Origin of the sequence: uncultured Shimia sp. (genome assembly GCF_913054185.1) — a bacterium.
GTDB lineage: Bacteria > Pseudomonadota > Alphaproteobacteria > Rhodobacterales > Rhodobacteraceae > Shimia.
In genome coordinates this window covers 42674-68299 of the sequence record NZ_CAJXIV010000008.1, presented here as the reverse complement: position 1 = coordinate 68299, position 25626 = coordinate 42674, and the positions used below count along the sequence as shown (strand labels likewise).

Annotated in this window: 22 protein-coding genes; 14 read left to right on the top strand and 8 right to left on the bottom strand. The window is 58.4% G+C overall.

The window, feature by feature from the left end; translation table 11 throughout:
- The 3 genes from QZ517_RS03310 to QZ517_RS03300 form a co-directional block, all read left to right on the top strand.
- Positions 1-1593, top strand: a 1593-nt coding sequence (locus QZ517_RS03310) for an ABC transporter substrate-binding protein (RefSeq protein WP_294222044.1), incomplete at its 5' end; no start/stop codon positions are given.
- Positions 1594-1602: 9 nt separating this feature from the next.
- Positions 1603-2631 carry an ABC transporter permease gene (locus QZ517_RS03305; protein ID WP_294222039.1) on the top strand — a complete coding sequence of 343 codons (1029 nt, stop codon included), beginning with the start codon at positions 1603-1605 and terminating at the stop codon, positions 2629-2631.
- The gene (locus QZ517_RS03300) at positions 2628-3779 is read left to right on the top strand and encodes an ABC transporter permease (protein ID WP_294222036.1); all 1152 of its coding nucleotides are present in this window, start codon (positions 2628-2630) and stop codon (positions 3777-3779) included. Before QZ517_RS03305 ends, QZ517_RS03300 begins: the two co-directional genes overlap by 4 nt.
- Before the next feature lie 37 nt (positions 3780-3816).
- Here the strand turns inward: QZ517_RS03300 and QZ517_RS03295 are convergent, their stop codons facing one another.
- Both QZ517_RS03295 and QZ517_RS03290 read right to left on the bottom strand, forming a co-directional pair.
- Positions 3817-4338: a J domain-containing protein gene (locus QZ517_RS03295; RefSeq protein ID WP_294222031.1), complete on the bottom strand. Its 522-nt coding sequence runs from the start codon at positions 4336-4338 to the stop codon at positions 3817-3819.
- A 175-nt stretch (positions 4339-4513) separates the two neighbouring features.
- Complete coding sequence (locus QZ517_RS03290; RefSeq protein ID WP_294222029.1) at positions 4514-6865, bottom strand: mechanosensitive ion channel domain-containing protein; 2352 nt, start codon at positions 6863-6865, stop codon at positions 4514-4516.
- Between the two features lie 196 nt (positions 6866-7061).
- Here QZ517_RS03290 and QZ517_RS03285 point away from each other — a divergent pair, with 196 nt between their 5' ends.
- Genes QZ517_RS03285 through QZ517_RS03250 form a run of 8 tightly spaced genes read left to right on the top strand, consistent with a single transcriptional unit; the run spans position 7062 to position 14846 of the window.
- Entirely contained in the window at positions 7062-8339 is a 1278-nt protein-coding gene (locus QZ517_RS03285; protein ID WP_294222024.1) for a nucleotide sugar dehydrogenase, read from the top strand.
- A gap of 34 nt (positions 8340-8373) precedes the next feature.
- Positions 8374-9579 (top strand): glycosyltransferase, encoded by a 1206-nt coding sequence (locus tag QZ517_RS03280; protein ID WP_294222021.1) that lies wholly within the window; start codon positions 8374-8376, stop codon positions 9577-9579.
- Complete coding sequence (locus QZ517_RS03275) at positions 9576-10814, top strand: glycosyltransferase family 4 protein (protein ID WP_294222018.1); 1239 nt, start codon at positions 9576-9578, stop codon at positions 10812-10814. Before QZ517_RS03280 ends, QZ517_RS03275 begins: the two co-directional genes overlap by 4 nt.
- 4 nt (positions 10815-10818) lie before the next feature.
- The gene (locus tag QZ517_RS03270) at positions 10819-11898 is read left to right on the top strand and encodes a glycosyltransferase family 4 protein (RefSeq protein WP_294222015.1); all 1080 of its coding nucleotides are present in this window, start codon (positions 10819-10821) and stop codon (positions 11896-11898) included.
- Entirely contained in the window at positions 11895-12482 is a 588-nt protein-coding gene (locus tag QZ517_RS03265) for a histidine phosphatase family protein (protein WP_294222013.1), read from the top strand. Before QZ517_RS03270 ends, QZ517_RS03265 begins: the two co-directional genes overlap by 4 nt.
- Positions 12479-13621 (top strand): glycosyltransferase, encoded by a 1143-nt coding sequence (locus QZ517_RS03260; protein ID WP_294222010.1) that lies wholly within the window; start codon positions 12479-12481, stop codon positions 13619-13621. Before QZ517_RS03265 ends, QZ517_RS03260 begins: the two co-directional genes overlap by 4 nt.
- Positions 13618-14373 carry a polysaccharide deacetylase family protein gene (locus QZ517_RS03255; protein ID WP_294222008.1) on the top strand — a complete coding sequence of 252 codons (756 nt, stop codon included), beginning with the start codon at positions 13618-13620 and terminating at the stop codon, positions 14371-14373. Before QZ517_RS03260 ends, QZ517_RS03255 begins: the two co-directional genes overlap by 4 nt.
- A complete protein-coding gene (locus QZ517_RS03250; RefSeq protein ID WP_294222005.1) occupies positions 14370-14846 on the top strand; it encodes a class I SAM-dependent methyltransferase in 477 nt (158 codons plus the stop codon). Before QZ517_RS03255 ends, QZ517_RS03250 begins: the two co-directional genes overlap by 4 nt.
- 32 nt (positions 14847-14878) lie before the next feature.
- Here the strand turns inward: QZ517_RS03250 and QZ517_RS03245 are convergent, their stop codons facing one another.
- From QZ517_RS03245 to QZ517_RS03220, 6 genes are all read right to left on the bottom strand, one after another.
- A complete protein-coding gene (locus QZ517_RS03245; RefSeq protein ID WP_294222000.1) occupies positions 14879-16534 on the bottom strand; it encodes a U32 family peptidase in 1656 nt (551 codons plus the stop codon).
- Between the two features lie 119 nt (positions 16535-16653).
- Entirely contained in the window at positions 16654-17403 is a 750-nt protein-coding gene (locus QZ517_RS03240; RefSeq protein WP_294221998.1) for a sulfite exporter TauE/SafE family protein, read from the bottom strand.
- A 30-nt stretch (positions 17404-17433) separates the two neighbouring features.
- The gene (locus tag QZ517_RS03235) at positions 17434-18300 is read right to left on the bottom strand and encodes a 3-keto-5-aminohexanoate cleavage protein (protein ID WP_294221995.1); all 867 of its coding nucleotides are present in this window, start codon (positions 18298-18300) and stop codon (positions 17434-17436) included.
- Between the two features lies 1 nt (position 18301).
- Complete coding sequence (locus QZ517_RS03230; protein ID WP_294221992.1) at positions 18302-19102, bottom strand: TIGR03084 family metal-binding protein; 801 nt, start codon at positions 19100-19102, stop codon at positions 18302-18304.
- Positions 19099-21054, bottom strand: a complete 1956-nt coding sequence (locus QZ517_RS03225; protein WP_294221989.1) for an acetyl-CoA carboxylase biotin carboxylase subunit — start codon at positions 21052-21054, stop codon at positions 19099-19101. The genes QZ517_RS03230 and QZ517_RS03225 overlap by 4 nt, the downstream gene beginning before the upstream one ends.
- 2 nt (positions 21055-21056) lie before the next feature.
- The gene (locus QZ517_RS03220) at positions 21057-22676 is read right to left on the bottom strand and encodes a carboxyl transferase domain-containing protein (RefSeq protein ID WP_294221986.1); all 1620 of its coding nucleotides are present in this window, start codon (positions 22674-22676) and stop codon (positions 21057-21059) included.
- A gap of 135 nt (positions 22677-22811) precedes the next feature.
- Here QZ517_RS03220 and QZ517_RS03215 point away from each other — a divergent pair, with 135 nt between their 5' ends.
- The 3 genes from QZ517_RS03215 (at position 22812) to QZ517_RS03205 (ending at position 25623) form a co-directional block, all read left to right on the top strand.
- Complete coding sequence (locus QZ517_RS03215) at positions 22812-23600, top strand: PaaX family transcriptional regulator C-terminal domain-containing protein (RefSeq protein ID WP_294221983.1); 789 nt, start codon at positions 22812-22814, stop codon at positions 23598-23600.
- Positions 23601-23686: 86 nt separating this feature from the next.
- Positions 23687-24817: an MlaE family lipid ABC transporter permease subunit gene (locus tag QZ517_RS03210; RefSeq protein ID WP_294221980.1), complete on the top strand. Its 1131-nt coding sequence runs from the start codon at positions 23687-23689 to the stop codon at positions 24815-24817.
- A gap of 2 nt (positions 24818-24819) precedes the next feature.
- Positions 24820-25623, top strand: a complete 804-nt coding sequence (locus QZ517_RS03205; RefSeq protein ID WP_294221977.1) for an ATP-binding cassette domain-containing protein — start codon at positions 24820-24822, stop codon at positions 25621-25623.
- Positions 25624-25626 lie beyond the last annotated feature (3 nt).

Sequence of the window (25626 nt, the reverse complement as noted above, 5' to 3'; positions counted from 1 at the left end):
GATATTCTCAAGAGTTTTGAGAATGAAGACGACAAGAAGTTCACCCTGCACTTGCGCCCCGGTCACAAATGGTCGGATGGGAATCCGTTCACGTCAGAAGACTTCCGCTATTTTTGGGAAAACGTGGCCAACAACGAGCTGCTGTCACCCTCTGGGCCGGTGGATTTTCTGCGGGTGGAAGGCGAGTTGCCAAAGGTTAGCTTCCCGGATGAGCACACGGTTATTTATGAGTGGAGCAAGCCCAACCCGCAGTTCTTGCAAATGTTGGCTGAGGCCCGCCCGCCATTTATCTACCGCCCATCGCACTATCTGAAATCATATCATGCCGACTTCACCGACGAAGAAGAGCTGCGCGAACGGTTGTATGAGGCGCGCGTGCGCAGCTGGGCGGCGCTGCACAACCGTCAGGACAACATGTATAAGTTCGACAATCCGGATCTGCCCACGTTGCAGCCCTGGATGATGGCAACCAAAGACGGCAAGAGCCGGTTCCTGTTTGTGCGCAATCCCTATTATCACCGGGTCGACACCAACGGTGTGCAATTGCCTTACGTCGATGTGATCGAAATGCAGGTGGTGGCACCGGGGCTGGTGGCAGCCAAAGCCAACGCAGGTGAAGTGGATTTGCAGGCGCGCGGGTTGGATTTCAAAGACGCTGCGATTTTGAAAAAAGGCGAAGCGTCCGGCGGCTACAAAACCAAGCTGTGGGGCAATGGCACCGCCAGCCAGATCGCGATTTATCCAAACCTGAATTACAATGATGACGGCTGGCGCGAGGTGATGCGCGATGTGCGATTCCGCCGGGCGCTGTCGCTGGCGATCAACCGCAAAACCATCAACAAAGGTCTGTATTTTGGTCTCGCGAAGCCCGGTGGCATGACTGTGTTGCCTATAAGCCCGTTTTTCAAAGAGAAGAACCGCGATGCCTGGGCGATCCGAGATGTGGAGATGGCCAATGCGCTGCTCGATGAGATGGGCTTGGACAAACGTGACAAAGATGGCTTCCGCCTGCTGCCCGATGGCCGTCCGGCCTGGGTGGTGATTGAGACCGCAGGTGAGCGGCAGGAAGTTGAAAACGCATTGCAGATCATCACTGACAACTGGGCAGAGATTGGCGTGAAGCTGATCATGCGCCCGCTGGAGCGTGATATTCTGCGCAACCGCGTATACGCAGGCGAAACCATGGCCTCAACCTGGTTTGGCTGGGACAATGGTTTGCCACAGCCCTATACCTCGCCGTCTTATCTGGCACCCTGGGATCAGGCGTTTCAATCCTGGCCCAAATGGGGGCAATACCATCAGAACCACGGCGCGGTTGGTGAACCGCCGGATTTGCCAGCAGCGATTGAGCTCAATGACTTGGCGCATCAGTGGACCAAGGCGTATTCCTCGGTGGATCGCGGTTTGATCTGGCAGCAGATGGTGGATATTCACGCCGACAACGTGTTTGCGATTGGCATCATAAACGGCGCACCGCAGCCGGTGGTGGTCAGCAACAGCCTGCGCAATGTGCCGGAGAAAGCCATCTGGGCTTGGTCTCCCGGCGCGCATTTCGGGGTGCACCGCCCTGATGAATTTTTCTTCGCGGAATAGGAGCGCAGAATGGCCCTGCTGCGGTTTGCGGTTTTCCGGTTCCTAACCATGCTGGCGACACTTGTTGTGGTGTCGGTGCTGGTGTTTTTGATCATCACCTTGCCGCCGGGGGACTACCTGTCCAACCAGATCAACGAGCTGCGAGCCACAGGCCAATCGGCGGGCATCGCCAAAGCGGAGTTTCTGCGGGCGGAGTATTCACTGGATCAGCCGCTCTATAAACAATACCTAATCTGGGCTGGATTTATGCCGGGGCCACATGGGTTTGCCGGGTTGTTGCAGGGCGAATTTGGCTGGTCGTTTGAGTTTGACAAACCGGTGGCTGATTTGGTTGGCGGCGCGTTGTGGATGACCATCTTGGTCAATTTGGCGGCGGTGTTGTTTATCTATGCGGTGGCGTTGCCGTTGGGTATTCTGGCCGCGGCAAAGTCCAAGACATGGATTGATTATACCTCGGCGTTTGTGGGGTATTTGGGATTGGCCACGCCAAACTTCCTGCTGGCGTTGATCCTGTTTTACTACGGCAACCGCTATCTCAACCTGCCGATTGGGGGCCTTATGGACCCGCAATACGAAGGCCAACCTATGAGCTTTGGCAAGATGAAGTCGGTGCTGATCCACCTGATCATTCCAACCTTTGTGATTGGCACCTCGGGCGCGGCGGCGATGATGCAGCGGCTTAGGGCAAACCTGCTGGATGAGTTGGGCAAACCCTATGTGGAAACCGCCCGCGCCAAAGGCATGAGCGAGCCGCGCATGTTGACCAAATATCCCTTGCGGGTGGCGTTTAACCCGTTTGTGGCGGACATTGGCACGCTGTTGCCGTCGTTGATCTCTGGCTCGGTCTTGGTCTCGGTGGTGCTGGGCTTGCAAACCATTGGGCCGCTTCTGTTGACCGCCTTGAAGTCACAAGATCTGTTCCTGTCAGCCTTTGTGCTGATGTTTGTGGCGCTGCTGACGTTGATTGGCACTTTGGTGTCTGACCTGTTGCTGGCGCTGCTTGATCCGCGCATTCGATTTGGAGGGCGGGAGCGATGAGCATGCAACCCGATGGGCGCTACGTTGATCAGGCACCGTATGATCCCGAAGCTGCTGCCGAGGCGCGCAGCGCTGAGCTGGACATGTCCAATGCGCGGTTGTTGTGGCTGCGGTTTAAAGAACACAAGCTGGGTCTGATTTCCGGCGCTTTCCTGCTGTTGGCGTATTTGTCGCTGCCATTTGCCGGATTTTTTGCACCCTATTCGCCCAATGAGCGGCTGGAAGACTACATCTACGCGCCGCCGCAGCGGGTGCATTTCATGCATGAGGGCGCGTTTGTGGGCCCGCATGTTTACCCAACCGTGGCCGAAATGGATCTGGAGACCTTCAGCTGGAAATACGTGCAGGACACAGAAACACCAGCGCTGCTGGAGTTTTTCTGTGAAGGCTCGGATTACAAAGTGGCAGGGTTGATCCCGTCCAACACACATCTGATTTGCGCCCCTGAGGGTGCGACGCTGTTCCTATTTGGCGCGGACCGGCTTGGGCGGGATGTATTTTCTCGTATCTTCTATGGCGCGCAGCTGTCTCTGACCGTGGGTCTTGTGGGCATCACCGTGTCCTTTGTGATAGGCATCGTGCTTGGCTCCATCGCGGGCTATTTTGGCGGCTTCCTTGACTGGATTATCAACCGTGTGATCGAAGTGCTGCGCAGCTTGCCGGAATTGCCGCTTTGGCTGGCCTTATCCGCCGCCGTGCCGTCCCATTGGGGGCCGGTGTCGGTGTTCTTCATCATCTCGATAATATTAGGGATACTCGATTGGCCCGGACTGGCGCGTGCTGTGCGGTCCAAATTCCTCAGCCTTAGGGAAGAGGAGTTTGTGAAGGCCGCCGAGATGATGGGCGCGAAACCAAGCCGCGTGATCAAGAAACACCTGCTGCCCAACTTCCTCAGCCACCTGATCGCCAGCGCAACGCTGTCCATCCCGGCGATGATCCTTGGCGAGACCGCCCTGTCATTCCTTGGGCTTGGCCTACGCGCACCAGCTGTGAGCTGGGGCGTGATGCTGAATGATGCGCAGAACCTGGCGTCGATTGAGATCTACCCTTGGACGGCGATCCCAATGCTGCCCATTGTGATTGTGGTGCTGGCATTCAACTTCTTTGGCGATGGGTTGCGCGACGCAATGGACCCGAACCGGAGCTAAGGCTGCGGTTCGGCACTTTCAAAATTCAGAAAGTTAGTTAGTGGCAGGCGGAGAGCACGGGGCGCGTTGCGGCGGTGCTGAGCGTTTTGCGAGTGCCTTCAAAGGCAGCGCGGGCGGTGTTGATCAGCGATTGTTCCGCACGGTTCCACTTGGCAGTTGTTTTCAACGCAATCTGGCGTGGTTTGGGCTCTTCAAGCTGTGCTGCCGGATGGGCAACCTTTGTGGCCTGAGCGGCTTGCCAGGCTTTCGCGGCTTTACGTGCCATCGCGTCGCGCTGACGACGCCATGCTTGGCATTCTGCGGCCTGACGGGCTGTCCGGGTGCGACGGCGCGCGCGCTGCTTCGGCGCGGGTTGCGCGTCATTCAGCGCACGGTTGGCCACAGCATCATAAGCTGCGTTGATCTCGCTCATGCGACGTGACGCTTCCTCAGGATCGATTTTGGCCAGATCAGGGTGGTAGCGCCGTGCCAGGCGAAGCCATGCCGCCCGCAGCTCTTTTTCCGAGGCTGTTGGTGTCACCTGCAAGAGGTCAAAAGCGTATGTGAGATCATGTGCCATGGGATGAGTGTGGGCCTTTGAGCTTCATTCATCAAGTATTTGGCTAAAATTCTAAGTATCTTCTTAAGGGCGTGTTTAGGAGAATGCGGTTTTTCGTTAACGGCGCTCACAAAGAAATAGGGCATGCTCTGCCACACATGCCCCATCATCTGTTTTGTGATCAGAAGACTGGTGCCTACCGATCATCACCGCCGTCTGGACCACCTTCCATGGCGTCCTCGTCAATCGCGGCTTCCACGGCACCGACTACAGCTTCGCGCTGTTTGGGTGTGAGGTCTTCGGCGGTGGCATCATCGGCAATGCGCACGGTGACTTCACGGTGGGCAAACTTGATACCTTCCCGCGCAAACAATTCGCGGATTTCCTGATAAACTTTTTTGCGCACCAGCCATTGGTCGCCCGGTTTGGTCATGAACTTCACGCGGATGATCATGGCGCTGTCCTGCATCTCTACCACGCCTTGAGATTTCAGCGGCTGGATAAAGTTGTGGCCAATCACCGGATCATCGAGCAGCTCAACACCGAGGTTCTTGACCAGTTTACGTACCCGCTCCACATCCGTGTCATAGGTCACCCGCAGCTTCAGCTTCATAATCACCCAGTCGCGCGAATAGTTGGTGAGATGCTGGATTTCACCAAAGGGAATGGTGTGCAAAGGTCCAAGGTGGTGGCGCAGCTGGAACGACCGGACGGAGATTTTCTCAACTGTGCCTTTCACCGCCCCAATATCGATGTATTCGCCTTTGCGGAACGCGTCATCGAACAGGAAGAAGGCGCCGGAAAAAATGTCCCGCACCAAGGATTGCGCGCCAAAGCCCACAGCCAAGCCGACCACACCAGCACCGGCAAACAGCGGGCTGACGTTCACGCCCATTTCCAGCAACACAATCAGCACGATGGTGACAACTATCACCAGCAGGATGGTGTTGCGGAACAGTGGTAGCAGCGTGGCAAGACGAGAGGCACTTGCGCCGCCGCCTTCATCGCCAAGCTCGGCTTCTTCAGCCGGGTCACCTTGTTCCTCGCGGATGCGGCGGTCAATCCAGATGCGGAACGCGTGAAAGCCAATGTAGCCCATAAACAGGATGACAATCATATCAAGGACACGCCCGCCCAGCATGTCCTCGTCGATGATGCCATCCGCATCAAAGATATAGAGCGCGGCATAAAGCCCTGCGACCAGGGCCAGCACACCTGAGATCCGGCGTGCCAGTTCTTCAAAGGTGTGCATCTGGCGATGGTCAATCAGGTTCTCAAGCTTAAAGAGCTCCTCTTCCTGTTGCTCAGAAAGCTGACCTTCTTCGACAGCTTCTTCACGCAGCGCATCGGCAGCATCATTCACTTCTTTGACGGTGCGATTGCGCTCAAAGTAGCGTTCAATGCCGTAGTTGATGGTGGCGTAAACCACGATCACAGCGGTGAGAATGGCATAGGCACCAGCGATCAGCGGGATGCCCGTGTCATTGCCCAGGATCAAATCCCACGACATGCTGGCCCACCCGTACAGTACGTAAAGAATGAACAAAGGTGCCCAGAATGTGCTGGCCCAGCGGGTTGCCAAAGGCACCCGGTTGGGCTCGCGGCCGTTGCGCAAGGCGTAAGAAATGGCGCGATAGTTTGCGAAGACCAGCGCGATATTACCAAGCGCAAACAAGGTGGACAGCAACAGCGTCATCACTGCGGAGACGTCATAAACCAGTCCCAGTTCGCTCAGCCATTCGCCAAAAATCATGGTGGTTACGTCGACGATGCCCAGGCCCATGACCCAAATATGCAGCTTCTTTGCGTCCGGGGTAGAAAACGGCGGGATGCGATATTGCGGCAGATAAGGCGACAGGATCATCCGCCAGATGAGCGCAATCAGGCGGGACAAAGCGTAGGCGGCAAAGATCGAGGCATTGGTGAAGCGCACCGCGGTGTCATCAGAGGTGCCGAAGATCAGGAAGCCAAGCAGCACCGCAAACGCCATACTGACAATCACGCCGATGACACCCGCTACAAAACGCACCACTAGGAAAGGCAGCTTTTGCGTGTAGCCTTCGGGTTCTTCTTTCACCAACGGAATTACAAATCGGGCCGCCAGTCTACGGCCGTAAATCTGCCGTTCAAAAAGGATGCCCACGCCCAGCAGAGCCAACGTTATAAGCAGTTGTTTGGCAAAGAACAATATGCTGCCGTCCGGGCTTGAGGCGCGCAGGATGAACAGCACTTCATTGATGGCAACTGGCAGGTGCTGAATGCGGTCCTGCAGCACTTTGTTGAAGCCTTCGAGTTCCCACTGCAGGCGCATGACCGAGGTCATGGTGGTTTTTTCGTTGATCTCTTCTACGGCTTCACTTGTGTCATCCGGCGTCACGGGGCTGCCGTTGCCATCGAGAATGATGACGGTCATGCCGTTTTCATTGGCTTGTTGCACCAGTTGTGACATGGCGTTTGATGCGTCGGTCTCAGTGGCTTCTTGCGCATGCGCACTGGCCAACGGCAAAAAGAGACAGACCGAGAGAACGGCAAGCAGAAGTCGGATCATAAGGAGGTCTTTCTTGTAGTCGTTTCTTGGTCTTACAGGAACTGAGCTGCGCCGCAAAACAGATAAGCGACACAGAGCCGTAAATCGCACATGTCTTGCGGGGGCTTGTCACGCTTTGGGGGTGACAATCTCAGGGAAACCGGATAGCGCGAGTTGCTAGGGAAATGAGGCGCATTTTCACAAAGGCACGAGAGACGTGAGCCTAACAAAGACAGAAAAAATAGCCGTTTTAGGGCTGGGGTATGTTGGCCTGCCGCTGGCCTTGGGGTTGGCGCGTGCGGGCTTTGACGTGGTGGGGTTTGACACCAACACCACGCTGGTGGCGCGCTTGCTTGATGGGCGTGATCCAAATGGAGAAGTCTCATCTGAGACTTTGGCCAAAAGCACGGCGCTGTTTAGCCATGAAACGTCTGATTTGGCAGGCTGTACCGCGTTCATTCTTGGCGTGCCCACGCCAATCACCGACGCCAAAGAGCCTGACCTGGGTCCGGTTTTGGGCGCGTGCAACACAATTGCTCCTTATCTGACGTCCGGTGCGTTGGTTGTTCTGGAAAGCACGGTTTATCCGGGTGTGACAGAAGAGGTCTGCGGCCCGGCCTTGGCGGAGGCCAGCGGGCTTGAGGTCGGCAAGGACATCAAGCTGGGCTACTCACCGGAGCGGGTGAACCCCGGTGATGCAGAGCACTCGCTGGAACATGTGGTGAAGGTGGTGGCGGCGCAGGACGCCGAAACGCTGGACCGTGTGGATGCAATTTACCGTCCGGTGATCAAGGCCGGTCTGCATCGAGCCAGCTCGATCAAAACCGCTGAGGCGGCCAAAGTGATCGAGAACACGCAGCGAGACTTGAACATCGCTCTGGTGAATGAATTTTCCCTGATCTTTTCGCGCATGGGTCTGGACACGTTGGAGGTGTTGGAAGCCGCCGGCACCAAGTGGAACTTCCTGAAGTTCACACCGGGTCTTGTAGGCGGGCATTGTATTGGCGTGGACCCCTACTATCTGACCTATCGCGCAGAGCAGCTGGGCTATCGTCCTGAAGTGATCCTCGCAGGCCGTCGCATCAACGACACCATGGGCCGCCATGTGGCGCAGGAGTTGATCAAAGGTCTGTTGGCCAAAGGCACCAATGCCTCCGGCGCACGGGTGCTGGTCATGGGATTGGCGTTTAAGGAAAACTGCGCGGACACGCGCAACTCGCGCGTGGTGGATATTGTCGAAGAGCTCAAAAGCTACTCGGCAGACGTGGATGTGTGGGATCCTTGGGTGGATCCCGACGTCGTTGAGGCGGAATACGGGTTTTCGCTGATCGATCAGCCTCAAAATGCCACGTATGACGCGGTGGTCGTTGCCGTTGCGCATCGCCAGTTCCGCGAGATGGATGGCGAAGCGATAAGAGCCCTCGGAAAGCCGGAAGCTTTGCTTTACGATATCAAAGGGGTTTTGCCGAAGTCCGAGTCGGACTGGCGGCTGTAAGAGCGAGGCGGGTGACGTGTCCGAGGCGATTTCTATGACAGGTGATTTGGCGGCCAATGCGTCGCCGCGTGTGCTGTTTTACAGCCACGACACCTATGGTCTGGGCCATTTGCGCCGCTCGCGCGCGTTGGCCACGGCAATCACGCAGGCCGACAGCCGGATTTCGGCGTTGATTTTGACCGGCTCTCCTATTGCTGGGCGCTTCCCGTTTCCTGACAATGTGGACCACATTCGTCTGCCAGGTGTGACCAAGACGCCAGACGGTGACTATGAAAGCGAACGCCTTGGTTTGCACATTGATGAGACCACCGCCCTGCGGGCCGGGTTGATCAAAGCAACAGTCGAACATTTTGATCCCGACATCCTGATTGTGGACAAAGAGCCCACCGGGTTTCGAGGCGAGTTGCTGCCCGCGCTGGAGTGGCTCAAGAGCAAACGCAAGGCGCATTTGGTGCTTGGATTGCGAGATGTCTTGGATGCGCCAAATGTCCTGGCCGCGGAATGGGACCGCAAAGGGGCGCTGGAGGCGGCAGAGAAGTACTACGACGAGACATGGGTCTACGGGCTTCGCTCGATCTATGATCCGGTGGCTGGGCTTGATCTGTCTCAGAATTTCCGCGCGCGGATGAAATACACCGGCTATTTGCACCGCGAAGCGTTGAGCGAAGGTGACACCCCGGAGCAGCCGTATATTCTAGTTACGCCAGGTGGCGGTGGCGATGGTGCTGGCATGGTGGACCTGGTGCTGTCCGCGTATGAACAAGACCCGGATTTATCGCCGCGTGCTTTGCTGGTTTACGGCCCTTTCCTAAGCGGGGACGTGCGGGCCGAGTTTGAAGAGCGTGTGGCCAAGCTTGACGGGCGGGTTCAGGCGGTTGGTTTTGAAAGCCGTATGGAAACCCTGATGAAAGGCGCGGCGGGCATTGTCTCGATGGGCGGCTACAACACCTTCTGCGAGGTGCTGTCGTTTGACAAACCGGTAGTGATTGTGCCGCGCACACGCCCACGCATGGAACAGCATATCCGTGCCAGCCGTGCCGAAAGCCTGGGGCTTGTGCGGATGTTGGATGAGCAGCGCGATGGATTTACTCCAAATGCCATGATCGCCGCCATTCGCGCCTTGCCGCAACAGCCAAAACCAAGCCACGCCTTTGTGCCCGGTCTTCTTGACGGGCTGGACGTGGTGTCCGAACGTACTTTGGCAATGCTTGGCGTTGCCCGATCTCAAGGCGCTGCATGACTTTTGAAAGACCTAAGGTGGCGGTGGTGGTCAAAGGTTGGCCCCGCTTGTCAGAGACATTTATTGCGCAGGAAATTGTGGCTTTGGAAGAGACGGGATATGACCTGTCGCTTTGGTCGTTGCGGTTCCCAACGGATAAGAAACGCCACCCACTACATGAGCGCCTGCAGGCGCCGGTGCATTACCTGCCGGAGTATCTGCATCAGGAACCGCTGCGGGTTCTGAAAGGTGTGTTGGCGGGAATGGTCAAGCGCAGTTTCTGGTCGGCTTGTGGAGCGTGGCTTAAAGACTTGCGCCGCGATCTGACCCGCAACCGCGTGCGCCGCTTTGGGCAGGCCTGTGTGTTGGCGCGGGAATTGCCGGACGACATTGACCTGCTATATGCACATTTTATGCACACGCCGGCGTCTGTAACCCGCTATGCGGCGATCATGCGCGACATGCCGTGGTCTGTCTCGGCCCATGCCAAAGACATCTGGACCTCACCCGAGTGGGAAAAACGCGAAAAGCTGCAAGAGAGCACGCATGGCGCGGCGTTTTTGGCGACCTGTACCAAAGTGGGCGCAGATCATCTGGCGGGCTTGGCGGATAAGGCTGATCGGGTGGAACTGGTCTATCATGGCTTGGACCTGACCCGTTTTCCGGAGCCACCAACCGAGCGGCGTGACGGGGACAGTGTGCGGTTCCTGTCCGTAGGACGTTTGGTGGAGAAGAAGGGTTTTGACCGGCTGATTTCCGCCTTGGCGCTGCTGCCCAAAGATTTGGAGTGGCATTGGGAACACATCGGTGGTGGTGGCGACGGCAGCCTTCTGAAAGTGCAGGCCGAGACGCTGGGCGTTGCTGATCGCATCACCTGGCGCGGGGCCTGTGATCAGCCTGAAGTGATCGAGGCGATGCGGATCTCAGATGTGTTTGTGTTGCCCAGCCGGATTGCCGAAGACGGGGACCGCGATGGGTTGCCCAATGTACTGATGGAAGCGGCCAGCCAAAAGTTGTGCCTGCTGTCCACGCCGGTGTCGGCGATCCCGGAGTTCATCACTGATGGCGAACATGGTGTGTTGTCCAGCGATGCACCTGAGGCGCTTGCCGCCGCGATGGAGCGGTTGGCGCGGGATGCAAAGCTGCGGGAACAACTGACCGAGGCGGCGTATGGGCGGCTCACGGCGCATTTCCTGATGCAGCCGGGCATTGCGCAGCTGGACGCGCGCCTGCAATCGGCTGCGCGTCAGGTGTGATCGGATGGGGCACGTTGCTTTCTACGCCCCTCTAAAATCACCGCATCATCCGGTGCCGTCCGGCGAGCGTCAGATGGCGCGCAATCTGATGCAACTTCTGACGCGGGATGATGTCGCGCCAACCTTGGTGTCTGAGCTGCGCAGCTTTGACAAACAGGGCAACGCCGCGGTTCAAGCCGAGTTTTTGGCTCAGGCAGAGACGGAGATACCGGGGTTGATTGCGCGCGGGCAAACCGAGGACTGGGCTGTTTGGGCCACCTATCACAGCTATTACAAAGCGCCGGACTTGCTGGGGCCAGCGGTGAGCGCGGCATTGGGCATTCCCTATGTGTCTTTTGAGGCCACGCGGGCAAACAAGCGCCTTGGTGGGCCCTGGGATGTTTTTGAACAAAAGGCGCAAGCGGCCTGCGATGCGGCGGATGTGTTGTTTCACTTCACCCAGCGTGATGCGGTGGCGTTGCGGGATTATCTGAAAGACGGACAGCAGCTGGTGCATCTGCCGCCGTTTTTGGCGCAAGAGACATTGCCATCACAAGCGCAGCCGGAGGCGCCAACCATTTTGGTGGCAGGTATGATGCGCAAGGGCGACAAGCTGGCGTCCTATCGCATCATCGTGGAAGCTTTGGGACATCTGACCGGCGATTGGCAGGTCGAGATTGCTGGGGATGGGCCGTGTCGTGCTGAGGTTGAGTCGCTGATGGCACCCTATGGGGGTCGGGTGCGGTTTTTGGGCCAACTGGACGCCGCCGAAATGGCTGCTGCTTACGGTCGAGCACGCGGTTTTTTCTGGCCTGGTGTGAATGAGGCTTTTGGCATGGTCTACCTGGAAGCGCAGGCCCATGGCGTGCCGGTTGTGGCACAGGATCGTCCCGGCGTGCGCGATGTGGTCGCAACAAAGGGGCTGGTGCCCGATGAGACATCAGAGTCGCTTGCAGATGCCCTGTTGGCGGTGTTGAATGACGCTGAAACCCAGCGGAGGCGAGCGCAGGACGCGCGGGATTTGGTGCAACAGCATCACTTGCTTGCGGCGGCCCGGCAGACCGTGTGGGATGTGCTGAACCCATTGATGAAAGAGACATTATGATCCGATTGGCCATGCTGCGGCACGGACACACCCATTGGAACCGCGCCGGACAAATTCAGGGGCGCACGGACATTCCTTTGGACGATGAGGCGCGTGAAGGATTGGCAGAATTTAAACTGCCCACAGGTTGGGAAGGCACCGATCTGGTGGCCAGCCCGCTGCTGCGCGCTCAAGAGACTGGCGAGATTGTCACCGGGCGCAAGCCGGATGTCATAGACGCCCTGATCGAGATGGACTGGGGCAACTGGGAAGGCAAAAAAGGCGTGGAGCTGAAGGCTGATCCTGCCAATGGGTTTCGCGATATCGAGCAGTGGGGCTGGGACTATCAGCCGCCCGGTGGAGAAAGCCCTCAAATGGTTTGGGATCGCTTGGCACCCTGGCTGTTTGGCTTACAGCGTGATTGCATTGCGGTCTGTCACATTGGCATCATGCGGATGATTTTGGCCAAGGCACACGGCTGGGATTTTGACGGCCCCGCCCCGTTTGCGGTGAAGCGCAAACGGCTGTTTGTGGTGGAAATTGAGGGCGATACGGTTACAGTCGCACACCCTGATATTGTGCGGTTGGAAAGGCGCAGCGCATGAAGGTTTTGATCGCTGTCACTCATCTTTTGGGCACCGGGCATTTGTCCCGTGCCCTGACCCTTGCCCGCGCCTTTACGCGCGACGGCCATGAGGCTGTGGTGCTCTCGGGCGGTATGCCTGCCCCCCATTTGGGCAAAGATGGCGTTGCGCTGGTGCAGTTGCCACCACTGGCCTCAGATGGTGTGGATTTCACCAAACTGCTGACCGAGTTGGGCGTGGAGGCGGATGCCGCCTATCGGGCAAAGCGCCAGGTGATGATGGTGAAAGCTGTGGAAGACATGGCGCCGGATGTGGTGATCACAGAGCTGTTTCCTTTTGGCCGGCGCAGCCTATCCGCGGAGTTCGAAGCGTTGCTGGAGGCGGCACATGCTTTGCCGCAGCGCGCGTTGGTGTTGGCCTCGGTACGCGACATTCTGGCGCCGCCGTCCAAGGCCTCCAAAGCCGTTCGGGCACGTGAGGTGATCAAACAGTTTTACGATGGCATTTTGGTGCACGCCGATCCCGACTTGACCAAGCTGGACTTGAGCTGGCCCCTGACCAGCGATGTGACCGCGATGTTGCGCTATACGGGTTATGTTGCTCCGCCTGCGCCGCAACAGCATCCTGACGGTGTTGGTGCGGGTGAGATTTTGGTAAGTGCTGGCGGCGGTGCGGTAGGGCAGTCCCTGTTTGAATGTGCGATTACCGCTGCCAGACGCAGCCCGTTGCGATGGCGCTTGCTGGTTGGTGGGCGCAATGCGGAGACGCGGATTACCGCATTAAAAACGCTGGCTGATGATGCCACCATCAAGATTGAGCCGGTGCGCTCCGATTTCCGGCAGATGTTGCACCATGTGACCGCGTCGGTCAGCATGTGCGGCTACAACACCGCACTGGATGTGCTGCAAACCGGGGTGCAAGCGGTGTTTGTGCCGTTTGATGATGGCGGTGAAGTTGAGCAAACTCTGAGGGCGCGGGCGTTGTCAGTTCAGCCGGGCATCGAGGTGCTGAGCGCCACCGATCTGACCCCGCAAAGCCTGATGGCAGAGATCAAACGTGTGGCGTCCAAAGACCGACGCAGCCCCTCTGGGCTACGGATGAACGGCGCGGCGGAAAGTGTGCGCATCGCGCAGGCGATGTTGGCGGAGTTGCGCGGGTGAGGATCGACTGGTCGCCTTTGCAGGCGGAGCTGGCGCAGTGGCGCGCTGACGGCTTGGAGCTGCCATTCTGGTGGCGGGATGATGACGCTATCGCACCGACGGCAGCCCTTGATACGCTTACGTCGCTGAGCGAAGAGACTGGCGTGCCTGTACACTTGGCGATTATTCCCAAGGACGCAACCGACGCGCTGGCAAAAGACATTGCTGAGTGCTTTGTGCCGGTTGTGCATGGCTGGGCGCATCTCAGCCATACACCTGATGGTGTAAAAAATGCGGAATTTGGCACCGGGCGTCCCGCAAGTGATGCGCTGGACGATGCTGCAAAGGGTATCGCGCGATTGCAGTTCCTGTTTGGTGACAGGCTTGCGCCGATGTTTGTGCCGCCGTGGAATCGGATATCGCCGGAAGTTGTCGCTGGATTGGCCGAAGTTGGGTTTAATGCAGTGTCGACGTACAACCCACGGAAATCCGCGCTGGCCGCACCAGGTGTGGCTCAGATCAACACCCACATTGATCCAATTTTTTGGCGGGGCCACAGAGGCTTGGTGGATGCAGAGACATTGGTGTCTCAGATCGTGACGCTGTTGCAAGACCGTCGCGCAGGCCTCACAGACACTCAAGAACCCTTGGGATATCTCACGCACCACCTTGTGCATGACGCCGATATCTGGGAGTTTTCGCGGCAGTTTTTGCTGGAAATTTGCGGGGGGCCGGTGCGGCTCTATCGCCACGACGGAAAGGGCATTTCATGAGCCGTTTGAACAGCATGATGCGCCGCCTTGCGGCACAGGCCGAGGGGCTGGAATGGGGCACCACGATGGTGGACAGCCTTCAAGGGGATTTTCTGGACATGGGGCTGGGCAACGGCCGCACCTATGACCACATCCGCGAAATTGCGCCCAATCGCCGGATTTGGGTGATGGACCGCGCGCTCAATTGCCATCCTTCCTGTGTGCCACCAGAGCAGGATTTCCTGCAAGGTGAAGCGGAAGACATGCTCAAGAAAATGGCAGTGGATGGCACCAAAGTGGCCATGGCGCACTACGATTTTGGCTTTGGGGATAAGGCCAAAGACGTGGCCGAAGCGGCGCGTTTGTCAACCATGATCAAGGAGATCATGCTGCCGGGAGGCGTGCTTGTCTCTGGGCAACCCTTGGTTGGCTTTGAGCAGGTGCGCGGGCCCACAACCGTGGCGCCAGAGCGGTATTATTTCTACAGAACATAAAGAAGCGCCCGGTCAATGACCGGGCGTTTCTATTATTCGGCAGCAGGCAGTTTAAATTCGGCAGCTTCCGCGCGGCTGAGCATCGAGCCCATTTTGCGTTCCTTGAGCACGTCCCGCGCCTTGGCATACATCGGGTCTTCCCAGAAGATCAGACAGCCATTGCACCCTTTGCCACAGCAGCCTTCGGTGCCTTTGCGGTTGGTCTTGAACCGTTTTGTGTTGGTGTCAGCTTCAATCGCCTCCACCAGCGCGTCACGACGACGTTTGTAAGCCGTTTCACCTGTGCTGTCTTTGACTTCCATCGCCAGCGTGGTTTTGTCGAGTTGCAAGCGTTTCCACTGCTCTTCGGTCAGCGCGCGCTCTTTGCGGATCACGGTCATTGGCGGGAAGTTGCTACGCAGATCGGTGATGTTTTCGTGTTCAAATAGCGAGAACGGCAGGCGGATTATGGTTTTGGTCGAGCCGTGCACAACCTCTTTTTTCTCACCGGTTTCAGCCACTTCGTAGTCATACGCGCGCAAAAGAATGGTGTTGCGGGCCACTGGCGACACAATTTCGAGCACGTCGCCGGGCTCCAGCTTGTTCTTCACTTCAACAAGGAACGCATCGTCAGCAACATCGGCAACAAAGCCGGCATATTCCCATTGGGCAATTGCCTGAGTTTGCTCGTACCCGTGCGCCAAATTGGTCAAACGGCCCTTGTGGAAGGCCAGCGTGTAGCCGCGGTTGCCGACGGTGCCCAATTCTTCCATGTAGTCCGCCGCGTTCCAGTTTTCAGGGTCGGCGTAGTAGTCATCAATTGCCATGCGATAGGCGCGGGCCACCACAGCGGCGTAGTACTCCGACTTGCCGCGGCCTTCGACCTTAAGGCTGTCCACGCCAATGCGCAGGTAATCATCAAGCTTGGGCATCAGGCACAAGTCTTTGGAATTGAGGATATAACTTCCACGTTCGTCTTCCTGGATCGGAAGGAATTCGCCGGGGCGCACACCTTCCTCAAGCAGGAATTCAAACATCTGCAGGTTGTCTTCATCGACAATCAGCTCCTGCACAGTCCCGTCTTTCAGACGCATGTGGAACTTGTAGTTCCAGCGGCAAGAGTTGGCGCAGTTGCCCTGATTGGCGCCACGCTCAGCCATGAAATTCGACAGCAGGCAGCGGCCGGAGTAGGTCATACACATGGCGCCGTGCACAAAGGCCTCAAGCTTGATGTCCGGGCATTTCTCGCGAATCTCTTCAAGCTCCGGGAAGCTCACTTCACGGGCCAGAACCACTAGGTCGGCGCCTTGGGATTGCCAAAACTGCGTGGTCAACCAACTGGCGATATTGGCCTGTGTGGAGACATGCAGCGGGATCTCCGGGGCGCGCTCTTTTACGTATTGGAACACGCCAGGGTCAGAGATGATCAACCCATCCGGGTTCACCTGACGCACGGTGTCGATGTACTCATCGAGCTTGGGAATGTCTTTGTTATGGCTGAATAAATTCAACGTCAGATAGGCGCGACGGCCATGTTCATGGCAGAACTTTACGCCTTCGATCACATCGGCCAAAGAGAACTCTGACTTGGTGCGCAGGCTCATGTCGGGCGTGCCGAGATAAACAGCATCAGCGCCGTAGAGCACCGCCATCTTGAGTTTGCGGAGGTTGCCAGCTGGCATCAAAAGTTCGGATCTGTGTTGGGTCATCGCACGCGCTTTCCTGATCAGAGGGGCGTCATACACCGATCCCTCGTTTGGGGCAAATGGGGGCTAGGTGCCACATCTGCAATGCGTCGGTATCGCGTCTGTATTGCGAAGGTGTGGATTTACGGCAAAAAGTCAGACGCACCTGCCCACAACAGGCGCAGCGCAATCAGGATCAAGAGCACGTTCAGCACTTTGTGAAATCCGTGATCACTCATCCGGCCCAGCACATGTTTGCCCACCCAGGTGCCCGCCGCACCACAGATGATCAGCCCGGCGATGAACAACACCCAAGGGGCAAACCCAAATCCAAGCGCTGCAAACATCGCCACCTTGAGGCCGTGCTGCACGGTCATCAGCGCGGCGTGCGTGGCCACATGTGTGTGGCGATCCAACTTCATGGTTTTTACGTAAGCGGCCACAAACGGACCTGTTGCGCCAAAGAACATGGTCAGGAACGACGAAAATGCCCCTGCGCCAATCGGCCATTTGCCAATCCAGGCGGGGGTTTTGCCGAGCACCACCCACAGCAGGAACAGGCCAATGCCTATTTGCACGGTGGCGGGAGGCAGGCTCACCGCGACGCTGCCGCCAATCGCCACGCCGATCAATGCGCCGATGGTGAAGGCGGGCAATGCGCTGCGCAGGATATGTGTGCGAAACATCGTGGCACGTACGGCGTTGGAGCCTAGCTGCACCACGCCATGCACCGGGATCAGCGCCGCAGGGGGCAGGATCACTGCGGCCACAGCCAGGAAGACCGCGCCGCCACCGATGCCCAACGCGGCGGTCATCAGCGAAGTGGCGAAGCTCACCGCCAACAGGAAAAGTGCATGTGCTTGGGACAGGTCAGGCGGGAGTAAGTCTATCATGGCGCCACTATGCGGTGATTGTTCGGAGGATCAAGCCTTTCGCCTGATCCCCAACATCTCCCGCGCTTCTGCCGGGCTGGCAATGCCCCGTCCGGCGTTTGTGGCACAGGTGGCAAGCGCTTCGATCAACGGGCCGTTGGAGCGGGTTTTGTTACCATTGGGCAGGTAAAACGTATCCTCCACGCCAGTGCGCAACATGCCGCCAAGCTCGGCGGCTTTTTGATGGGTCTGCCAAATTTCGCTACGTCCAATCAGCGTGGCCTGCCAGAAACTGTCTTTCAGCAGATATGGCATCAGGAATTCCAGAAGCGCCGGGTCCACGGGCATGCCAGAGGCCACGCCCATCACCAAATTATACTGTGCCTGCGCGGTCATGCCGTTTTGCACATACATTGCCACCGAGCGCACAATACCGGTGTCAAAGCACTCGAACTCTGGAATTGTGTTGGTCTCGGCCATCACATCGAGATGGTCTTGGATTTTGGATGGCTGGTTTTCAAACAGCATCGGTGGCCAGGCCCACTCCCCATTGCTGCGCAGCTTGAGGTAGTTGAGCGATCCCGCGTTGCAGGCGGCGATCTCAGGTTTGAGCGCACGGATGCAGTTAAGCGCACCAGAGTAATCCGGCCCAACCACACCGGTGGTGGCGTTGATCAGGATGTCGGGACAGGCGTCGCGGATGGCGCCAACGATCTCGGCAGCCACCTTGGGGTCCCAGCTTGGCAGGTGGCCTTTGCCCTCTTCCTGCTGGCGGAAATGGATGTGGATCACTGCGGCGCCCGCGTCCATGGCTTCGCGCGCGGAAGCGGCACATTGCGCGGGCGTGACCGGCACAGGGTGTCGTTTGGGGTCGGTCAAAACGCCGTTGAGCGCACATGTCAGGATGGCTTTGTCCATTTCAGCGCTCTTGCTTGTGGCGGCTGCCCGCTGCGGGTGGTGTTTCGGCTGGGCCGGCAAAACATTGGGCGTTGGTCATCCAGGTTTGCGCGGCGTCGCCGTGCACCATGAGGTTGGTGTCACTCAGAGCGCGGGTTTGTGTGACCACAGCGGCGAAATCCAACGCGGAGCCGGTGATGGTGCAATTGTCGTCTTCGCCAAACGCCCACACCTCACCTGAGGGGGACGTCAGCGTGAGTTTGGGCATCACTTCTGGCACCGACAGGCCGTGCACCTGATGGGACCAGCCAAAGGTGTTTATGCCAAGTACCACAATGTTTTTGACCCGGTCGCTCTCAGCCCGACTTTTGCCAAGCGTGTCGTAAACTTCAAACCCATGGGCCCAGGTCTCCATTTGCCGGGCTGTCATGGAGGAGCGTGCAGACATGGACGGGCCAACCCATGGCAGGCGGGTTTTGGGGTCTTTGTCGCGCCAGCGCGTGGCGATGTCGCGGGCCGTGTGGATCCAGAGATCACGCAGCTCTGTCCCACGCTGCGCGACGGTTTGATCTTCGAAGCCGCGCAACGAACCGGTCTTTTTCAGGGATGCCAGCGCCGCACCCATGCGGTTTTTGAACGTGGTCACATCGCTGGCGGAAAGGTCCGCGCCGGTGTTCCAGAAATGTAGGTGCACCAATACATCTTCGATGGTCCAGCCTTTGAACTGGGTCCGTGCGCGCATGTCTTCATCAGACAGATCAACGAGGGCCTCATACAGGACTTCGGATTCGGTCAGAAAATCGTCAGCTTGGGGGAGTGTCATGTTGGGTCTTCCATGGTCAGGATCAGCGCGCCTTTGCTCAGCTGTTGTCCCGCCTCAACGTGGCGCGCAGCGACAACGCCATCTGCGGCGGCGGTCAATTGATGTTGCATTTTCATGGCTTCAAGTACGGCCAGCGTGTCGCCTTTTTGGACGGTGTCTCCGGCGGCCACGTTGAGCGCCACCAGCAGGCCGGGCATCGGCGCGGTGAGCGCGCCGGTTACGGCAGCGTCGGTTGTGGCCCAGGGCTGTGCACGGGAGATGTGCAGGTGGTGGCCTTCGGTTTGCAAGTAGAGGCCACCCGTTCCGTCGGGCGTGTGATGCGCATGACTGCGCAGGCCATCGATGCGAAGATCGGGACCGACTGTGTGAGCCCAGCCGTCACCAGAAACCGCGATGTGAAGCGTGCCGACGCCCGTTGCGGTGAGCGGATACGTTTCATCGTCAAGCGAGAGGTCCAACGGAATGGGCAAGCCGCCATCGCTGGAAAACCCTGACAAGGAGATGTCCGACAGCAGGCTTTGCGCCTGCGCAGCCTTATTTTTGCTGCGCAGCAAAAGTGTTGCGGCGAGGGCAATTGTTTGCGGCGTAATCTCTGGCGACGGTGGTCCCTCAGGGTGGATGTCATCCAGAAATGTGGTGCTGGCAGTGCCGTTTTGCACTTCCGGGTGATCCAGCAGATCACGCGAGAAGGGCAGGTTGGTGGTCACACCCAGAATCGCGGTGTTGTCGAGCCCCTGTGTCAGCTTGCGCAGCGCCTCGTCGCGGGTATTCCCGTAGGCAATGAACTTGGCCAGCATCGGGTCATAATGTGGGGTGACTTCGTCGCCACTGCGCACCCCAGTGTCGATCCGAAGGGTATTATCTGTTTCAAATTTATGAATTTTTCCAATTGATGGTAGGAAGCCATTGGCGGGGTCTTCGGCATAAAGCCGCACCTCGACGGCGTGTCCTGTGAGCGTGACATCCTCTTGAGAGAGGGGCAGAGACGCGCCTTGGGCAACGGCAATTTGCAATGCCACAAGATCGAGACCAGTGATCATTTCGGTGACCGGATGTTCGACCTGAAGCCGGGTGTTCATCTCAAGGAAATAGAAATCTTCGCCGTTTGCATCGAGCAAAAACTCCACCGTGCCTGCGCCGACGTAGCCTACTGATCGCGCCGCCGCGATGGCAGCTTCTTCCATACGTTTGCGTAGGGTTTGCGCCATGCCGGGGGCGGGGGCTTCCTCAATCACCTTTTGATGGCGGCGCTGCACAGAGCAGTCCCGCTCACCCAAGGCGATGGTTTGGCCTGCGTGATCCGCAAAGATCTGAATTTCGATATGGCGGGCATTTTGCACCGCGCGTTCCAGGATCAGGGTGTCGTTGCCAAAGGCGGCGCTGGCCTCAGAGCGTGCCAGCGAAAGAGCCTCTGACAGATCATTCATGTCTGTGACCAGCCGCATGCCTTTGCCGCCACCGCCTGCTGCGGCTTTGACCATAAGTGGAACACCGATGTCTTGTGCGTGAGACAGCAGTGTCGCGTCAGCCTGGTCTGCGCCTTGATAGCCGGGCACGCAGGGCACCCCGGCATCCAGCATATGCGCCTTGGCGATGGCCTTGTCGCCCATGATCTCGATGGCCTCTGGTGAGGGCCCTACAAAAACAAGACCTGCGCGTTCAACCGCGCGGGCAAAGTCAGCGTTCTCGGACAAAAAGCCGTAACCAGGGTGGATCGCCCCCGTGCGCGAGACTTTCGCGGCGGCCAAAATGGCGTCGATGTTGAGGTAGCTTTCTGCGGCAGGGGCGGGGCCAATGGGATGCGCCTCATCCGCCATAGACACATGCAGCGCATCTGCGTCGGCATCTGAATACACCGCGACAGTACGCAGGCCGAGGTCTCGGGCGGTGCGGATGATGCGACAAGCAATTTCGCCACGATTGGCAATCAGGATTGTGTCAAACGTACTCATATTCACATCCTCGCGACGCCAAAGCTGTTGGGGTTGAGGTCGCGACGGCGCGCTTCGGCCACGGTGCCAAGGCAGAAAGCAATCACCTTGCGGCTGTCGCGCGGATCGATCACGCCGTGGTCAAGTATTTTGCCGGAGGTGAAGAACGGCGAGGACTGTGCGTCAAACAATCCTTGAATGGCGGCTTCCTGTTTGGCCATGCGGGCTTCATCTACATCGACGCCTTTACGGGCGGCGCCTGTACGGGCGACATGGCTCATGGTTTTGGCAGCCTGTGCGCCGCCCATCACGCCGGAGCGGGAGGTGGGCCAGGCAAACAGGAAATCCGGCTGATAAGCGATGCCGCACATGCCGTAGTTGCCCGCGCCAAAGCTGGCCCCACAGTAGAGCGTGATCTTGGGCACACGGGCGTTGGACACGGCCTGGATCATCTTGGAGCCGTGTTTGATCATCCCGGCCTGCTCATAAGCTGTGCCCACCATGTAGCCGGTGGTGTTGTTGAGAAACACAAGCGGCGTGCCAGCCTGATCACAGGCCTGAATGAAATGCGTGGCCTTGTTGGCGCCTGCCGGATCAATCGGGCCGTTGTTGGCAAGGATGCCCACGGTGTGCCCGTGGATCCGCGCCTGAGTGCAAAGCGTGGCAGGGCCAAAATCTGGCTTAAATTCGTCAAAATCGGAGCCGTCGACAAGGCGGGCAATGAGTTCGCGCGCATCATAAGGTGTGGACCAGTCAGCAGGCACCACGCCGGCGATTTCCTCCGTGTCAAATCTCGGCGCGTCAAAACTGCGCGCCGCTGGTTTGGCCATGTCGCGGTTCCAATCCAAACGCGTCATCACGCGGCGGGCCAGTGCGATGGCGTGTACATCGTCTTCGGCAAGATATTCCACCAGACCGGAGGTGGTCGCATGCATTTCCGCGCCACCAAGATCAGCGTCTTTGGCCACTTCGCCAGTCGCGGCATGGACCAGTGCGGCGCCCGCAAGTGCCGCCATGCCATTTTTCTTCACGCCGATCACGTAGTCCGACAGGCCCGGCATATAGGCACCGCCGGCGGTGGAGGGACCGTGCAAAACCGCAATCGTTGGCAAGCCTGCCGCCGAGAGCCGCGCGAGGTTGCGGAACACACCGCCGCCCAAGGCCCAGTCTTCCACGCGGTAGTTCATCAGGTTGGCGCCTGCGCTTTCCACCAGATGCACAAACGGCAGCTTCTGGCGCAGGGCGATCTCTTGGGCGGACAACATGGCCTGCAAGGACATCGGCGAGAGCGCCCCAGCGTTGATGCCACTGTCATCCACCAAAATCATGCAGCGCACACCAGATACAAATCCGATGCCCATCAAGAACGTGCTGCCCGGCAGGGATTTCTCCGGGTCGTCGCTGTCTTGCAAATACCCTGCAAGGCTGTGCAGGCGCAGGAACGGCAGGCCAGGATCCAGCAAGCGGGCGAGGCGTTCGCGCGGCGTGATCTGGCCCCGTGCGGCAAAGCGGTCCCGGCGTTGTTCGGATTTCTCTGCGGCGCGATTTTCCAGCGCCCGTAACTCCGCTACAGCGGTGAGCATGGCATCGCGGTTTTGCCCAAACGCAGGCGCATTTGGCGTGATTTGTGTCTCAAACGACATGGGGGCTCCTCCTCCTGAGCGGTCCCGAATTTCGAGGCCACTGTGAGCCGGAGGCGCGGGCGCATCAAGAGAGTGTGAATGTGACGCTGCGGCCTATGCTTGTTGTTGCAGCCGGAGAGGCGTAAGATTGGCACCATGCAAACTGTTGATCTGCAAGAAGATATCAATGCCGTTTCCGGCTGTGGCCCGCTTAAGGTCTGGTCGGTTGTGGTTACTATTTTGGGTGACTTGCTTCAGAGCCAGGAGGCTTGGCTGTCTGGGCCGGTGCTGGACGCTTTGGTTGGTCGGCTGGGCATCAACAATCAGGCGCTGCGGGTGGCGGTACACCGGCTGCGTCGTGATGGCTGGATCATTTCGGAAAAGCGCGGGCGATTGTCGGCACATCAACTGACCACAAAAGGTTGGGAAGAAACCGAGGCGGTGCGGGCGCAGATATATGGGTTCGCAGAGACCACAGAGGTTGTCTGGCTGGCGATTGGCGGACCAAATTTGACGGCGGCGGAGTTTCTAGAAATGTTGCCAGCGCAGGCTGTGTCCCTGTCCGCACGCAGCGCTTTGGTGGCTGGTGCGGTGCGGTCCAGTGAGGATATTTTGCTCAGTCGCTTTGCACCGGAGCGATTGCCGGGCTGGGCGGGGGCCGCATTGGTGCCCGATCAGATGGCAGCAGAATACAACGCCCTGTCAACGACGGTGGAACACGTCCTGGCCCATACCACACCTGAGGGAATTTTGGATCGGGCAGCTTTGCGCTTGGTGATTTTGCATCACTGGCGGCGGCTGCGGTTGCGCCATGGCGACGTGCAAGACGCGGTGTTGCCCTCCGATTGGCCAGGGGCACGGGCGCAACGGTTGGTGATGCAAGCGTTGACGCGGTTGGAGCGGCCTGATGTGGCAGAGCTTGAGCGGCAAGTGGCGCTGGGCTAGGCTTCCATAAAATGGTTTGAGGCAACAGATTTGGGCAGGATGATCCGGTTTCTGACGGACATGAGGGACGGCGGGGTGCTTAGCGCATGACCGTTATGGTCGCGCCTGTTCTGCGGGTGGAAGCGCAAAACGGCTGCGCCGTGGTGCAGCTCTCCGGGGCATTGCTGACAGCCTATTTGGCCGAAATCGAGGGGGTCTTTGCGCAAACCTCACCAACCGAAAAGCACGTGCAGATTGATTTGACCGCTTTGTCGGCCTTTGACACTGGCGGCGCCTGGCTGGTGGCGCAACTGCGTAGGCGGTTGCAGCAAGGGGGCGCCGAGGTGCAGATCGCAGGAGCTGTGGATCACCTCGCGTTGCTTGAGACTGTCACAACGGCCACGCCGGAAGAAACCCCGCACGAGCTGCCAGAACACGGGCGCTTGCAGTGGGTGGCCAACATCGGCCGCAATCTGGTGTTCGGTTGGCAGGATGCGCTGTCTCTGGTGAGTTTTCTTGGCCAAACGCTTGTCGGTTTGGCGGATATATTTGTGCGGCCACACAAGGTGCGCTGGGCCAGTTTGGTCACGCATATGCAGGACGTGGGATTCAACGCGGTGCCGATCATCGCCTTGATGGGGTTTTTGATTGGCGTGGTCTTGGGCTTTCAGGGTGCAAGCCAATTGCAGCAGTTTGGCGCAGAGGTGTTTGTGGTTGAGCTGATTGGCATTTCGGTGCTGCGCGAGTTGGGCATTTTGCTAACGGCCATCATTGTTGCGGGGCGCTCTGGGTCAGCTTTCACCGCCTCGGTGGGCTCGATGAAGGTGCAGCAGGAAATCGACGCGATGCAGACGCTGGGCCTTGATCCGGTGCGGGTGCTGGTGGTGCCGCGGGTGTTGGGGCTTTTGATCATGCTGCCGCTTTTGGGCTTTGTCGCCAATTTGTTTGGCCTGTTTGGCGGTGCGTTGATGAGCTGGGTCAGTCTGGATGTGAACCCCGGCATGTTCATCACCCGGCTGCATGACAACATCGCGGTGAAACATCTGCTGGTGGGCATGGTGAAAGCGCCGTTTTTTGCCTTGGTGATTGGCGTTGTGGCTTGTTGGCAGGCGTTTCAGGTGCAGGGCAGCTCCACCAGTGTGGGACGTCGCACCACCTCAAGCGTGGTGCAGGGCATCTTTTTGGTGATCGCGCTAGATGCGCTGTTCTCGATCTTCTTTGCGCAGTTGGGGGTGTGAGCATGAGTGACACGCCACAACGCGATGCCATCATCAAGGTCCGCGGGTTGCGCAATCAGTTTGGGCCGCAGGTGGTGCATGACAAGCTGGATTTGGACGTCTGGCGCGGCGAGGTGCTGGGCATTGTTGGTGGGTCCGGGACCGGCAAATCGGTGCTATTGCGCACCATTGTTGGCCTGAATAAACCGGCGGCGGGCACCATTGAGGTGCTGGGCACCAATGTGCTCACCGCGCCGGAGGAAGAACGGCGCAAGGTCGAAACCCGTTGGGGTGTGGCCTTTCAAGATGGGGCGCTGTTTTCCTCACTGACGGTTTTGCAAAACGTGATGGCGCCGATGCGGGAGCATTTGAAGCTGTCGCCCACTCTGATGAAAGAACTGGGCGCGCTCAAAATTAGCCTTGTCGGCTTGCCGCAATTGGCCTGTGACAAGTTGCCCAGCGAGCTGTCCGGCGGGATGCGCAAACGGGCCGCCTTGGCACGCGCGCTCGCACTGGACCCGCAGATTGTGTTTCTGGATGAGCCCACGGCGGGCCTCGATCCGGTGGGCGCGGCGGCCTATGACGACTTGATTGGCGAGTTGCAGCGCAGTCTTGGCATCACCGTGTTTATGGTCACGCATGATCTGGACAGCCTATATGCGATTTGTGATCGCATTGCGGTGCTTGCCGAGAAGCGTGTTCTGGTAGAAGGTCCAATAGAAACAATGACCGATGTCGATCATCCGTGGGTGCAGGAGTATTTCACCGGCCCACGCGCGCGGGCGGCGCAGGTCAAAGGCACGGGCAACGGGACTGGGGGCACTTAAGGC

Excerpts from the sequence above, each read along its gene's own strand:
- QZ517_RS03305 (WP_294222039.1), top strand. The coding sequence starts at position 1,603 with ATGGCCCTGCTGCGGTTTGCGGTTTTCCGGTTCCTAACCATGCTGGCG.
- QZ517_RS03300 (WP_294222036.1), top strand. The coding sequence starts at position 2,628 with ATGAGCATGCAACCCGATGGGCGCTACGTTGATCAGGCACCGTATGAT.
- QZ517_RS03295 (WP_294222031.1), bottom strand. The coding sequence starts at position 4,338 with ATGGCACATGATCTCACATACGCTTTTGACCTCTTGCAGGTGACACCA.
- QZ517_RS03290 (WP_294222029.1), bottom strand. The coding sequence starts at position 6,865 with ATGATCCGACTTCTGCTTGCCGTTCTCTCGGTCTGTCTCTTTTTGCCG.
- QZ517_RS03280 (WP_294222021.1), top strand. The coding sequence starts at position 8,374 with ATGACAGGTGATTTGGCGGCCAATGCGTCGCCGCGTGTGCTGTTTTAC.
- QZ517_RS03275 (WP_294222018.1), top strand. The coding sequence starts at position 9,576 with ATGACTTTTGAAAGACCTAAGGTGGCGGTGGTGGTCAAAGGTTGGCCC.
- QZ517_RS03270 (WP_294222015.1), top strand. The coding sequence starts at position 10,819 with ATGGGGCACGTTGCTTTCTACGCCCCTCTAAAATCACCGCATCATCCG.
- QZ517_RS03265 (WP_294222013.1), top strand. The coding sequence starts at position 11,895 with ATGATCCGATTGGCCATGCTGCGGCACGGACACACCCATTGGAACCGC.
- QZ517_RS03260 (WP_294222010.1), top strand. The coding sequence starts at position 12,479 with ATGAAGGTTTTGATCGCTGTCACTCATCTTTTGGGCACCGGGCATTTG.
- QZ517_RS03250 (WP_294222005.1), top strand. The coding sequence starts at position 14,370 with ATGAGCCGTTTGAACAGCATGATGCGCCGCCTTGCGGCACAGGCCGAG.
- QZ517_RS03245 (WP_294222000.1), bottom strand. The coding sequence starts at position 16,534 with ATGACCCAACACAGATCCGAACTTTTGATGCCAGCTGGCAACCTCCGC.
- QZ517_RS03240 (WP_294221998.1), bottom strand. The coding sequence starts at position 17,403 with ATGATAGACTTACTCCCGCCTGACCTGTCCCAAGCACATGCACTTTTC.
- QZ517_RS03235 (WP_294221995.1), bottom strand. The coding sequence starts at position 18,300 with ATGGACAAAGCCATCCTGACATGTGCGCTCAACGGCGTTTTGACCGAC.
- QZ517_RS03230 (WP_294221992.1), bottom strand. The coding sequence starts at position 19,102 with ATGACACTCCCCCAAGCTGACGATTTTCTGACCGAATCCGAAGTCCTG.
- QZ517_RS03225 (WP_294221989.1), bottom strand. The coding sequence starts at position 21,054 with ATGAGTACGTTTGACACAATCCTGATTGCCAATCGTGGCGAAATTGCT.
- QZ517_RS03220 (WP_294221986.1), bottom strand. The coding sequence starts at position 22,676 with ATGTCGTTTGAGACACAAATCACGCCAAATGCGCCTGCGTTTGGGCAA.
- QZ517_RS03215 (WP_294221983.1), top strand. The coding sequence starts at position 22,812 with ATGCAAACTGTTGATCTGCAAGAAGATATCAATGCCGTTTCCGGCTGT.
- QZ517_RS03210 (WP_294221980.1), top strand. The coding sequence starts at position 23,687 with ATGACCGTTATGGTCGCGCCTGTTCTGCGGGTGGAAGCGCAAAACGGC.
- QZ517_RS03205 (WP_294221977.1), top strand. The coding sequence starts at position 24,820 with ATGAGTGACACGCCACAACGCGATGCCATCATCAAGGTCCGCGGGTTG.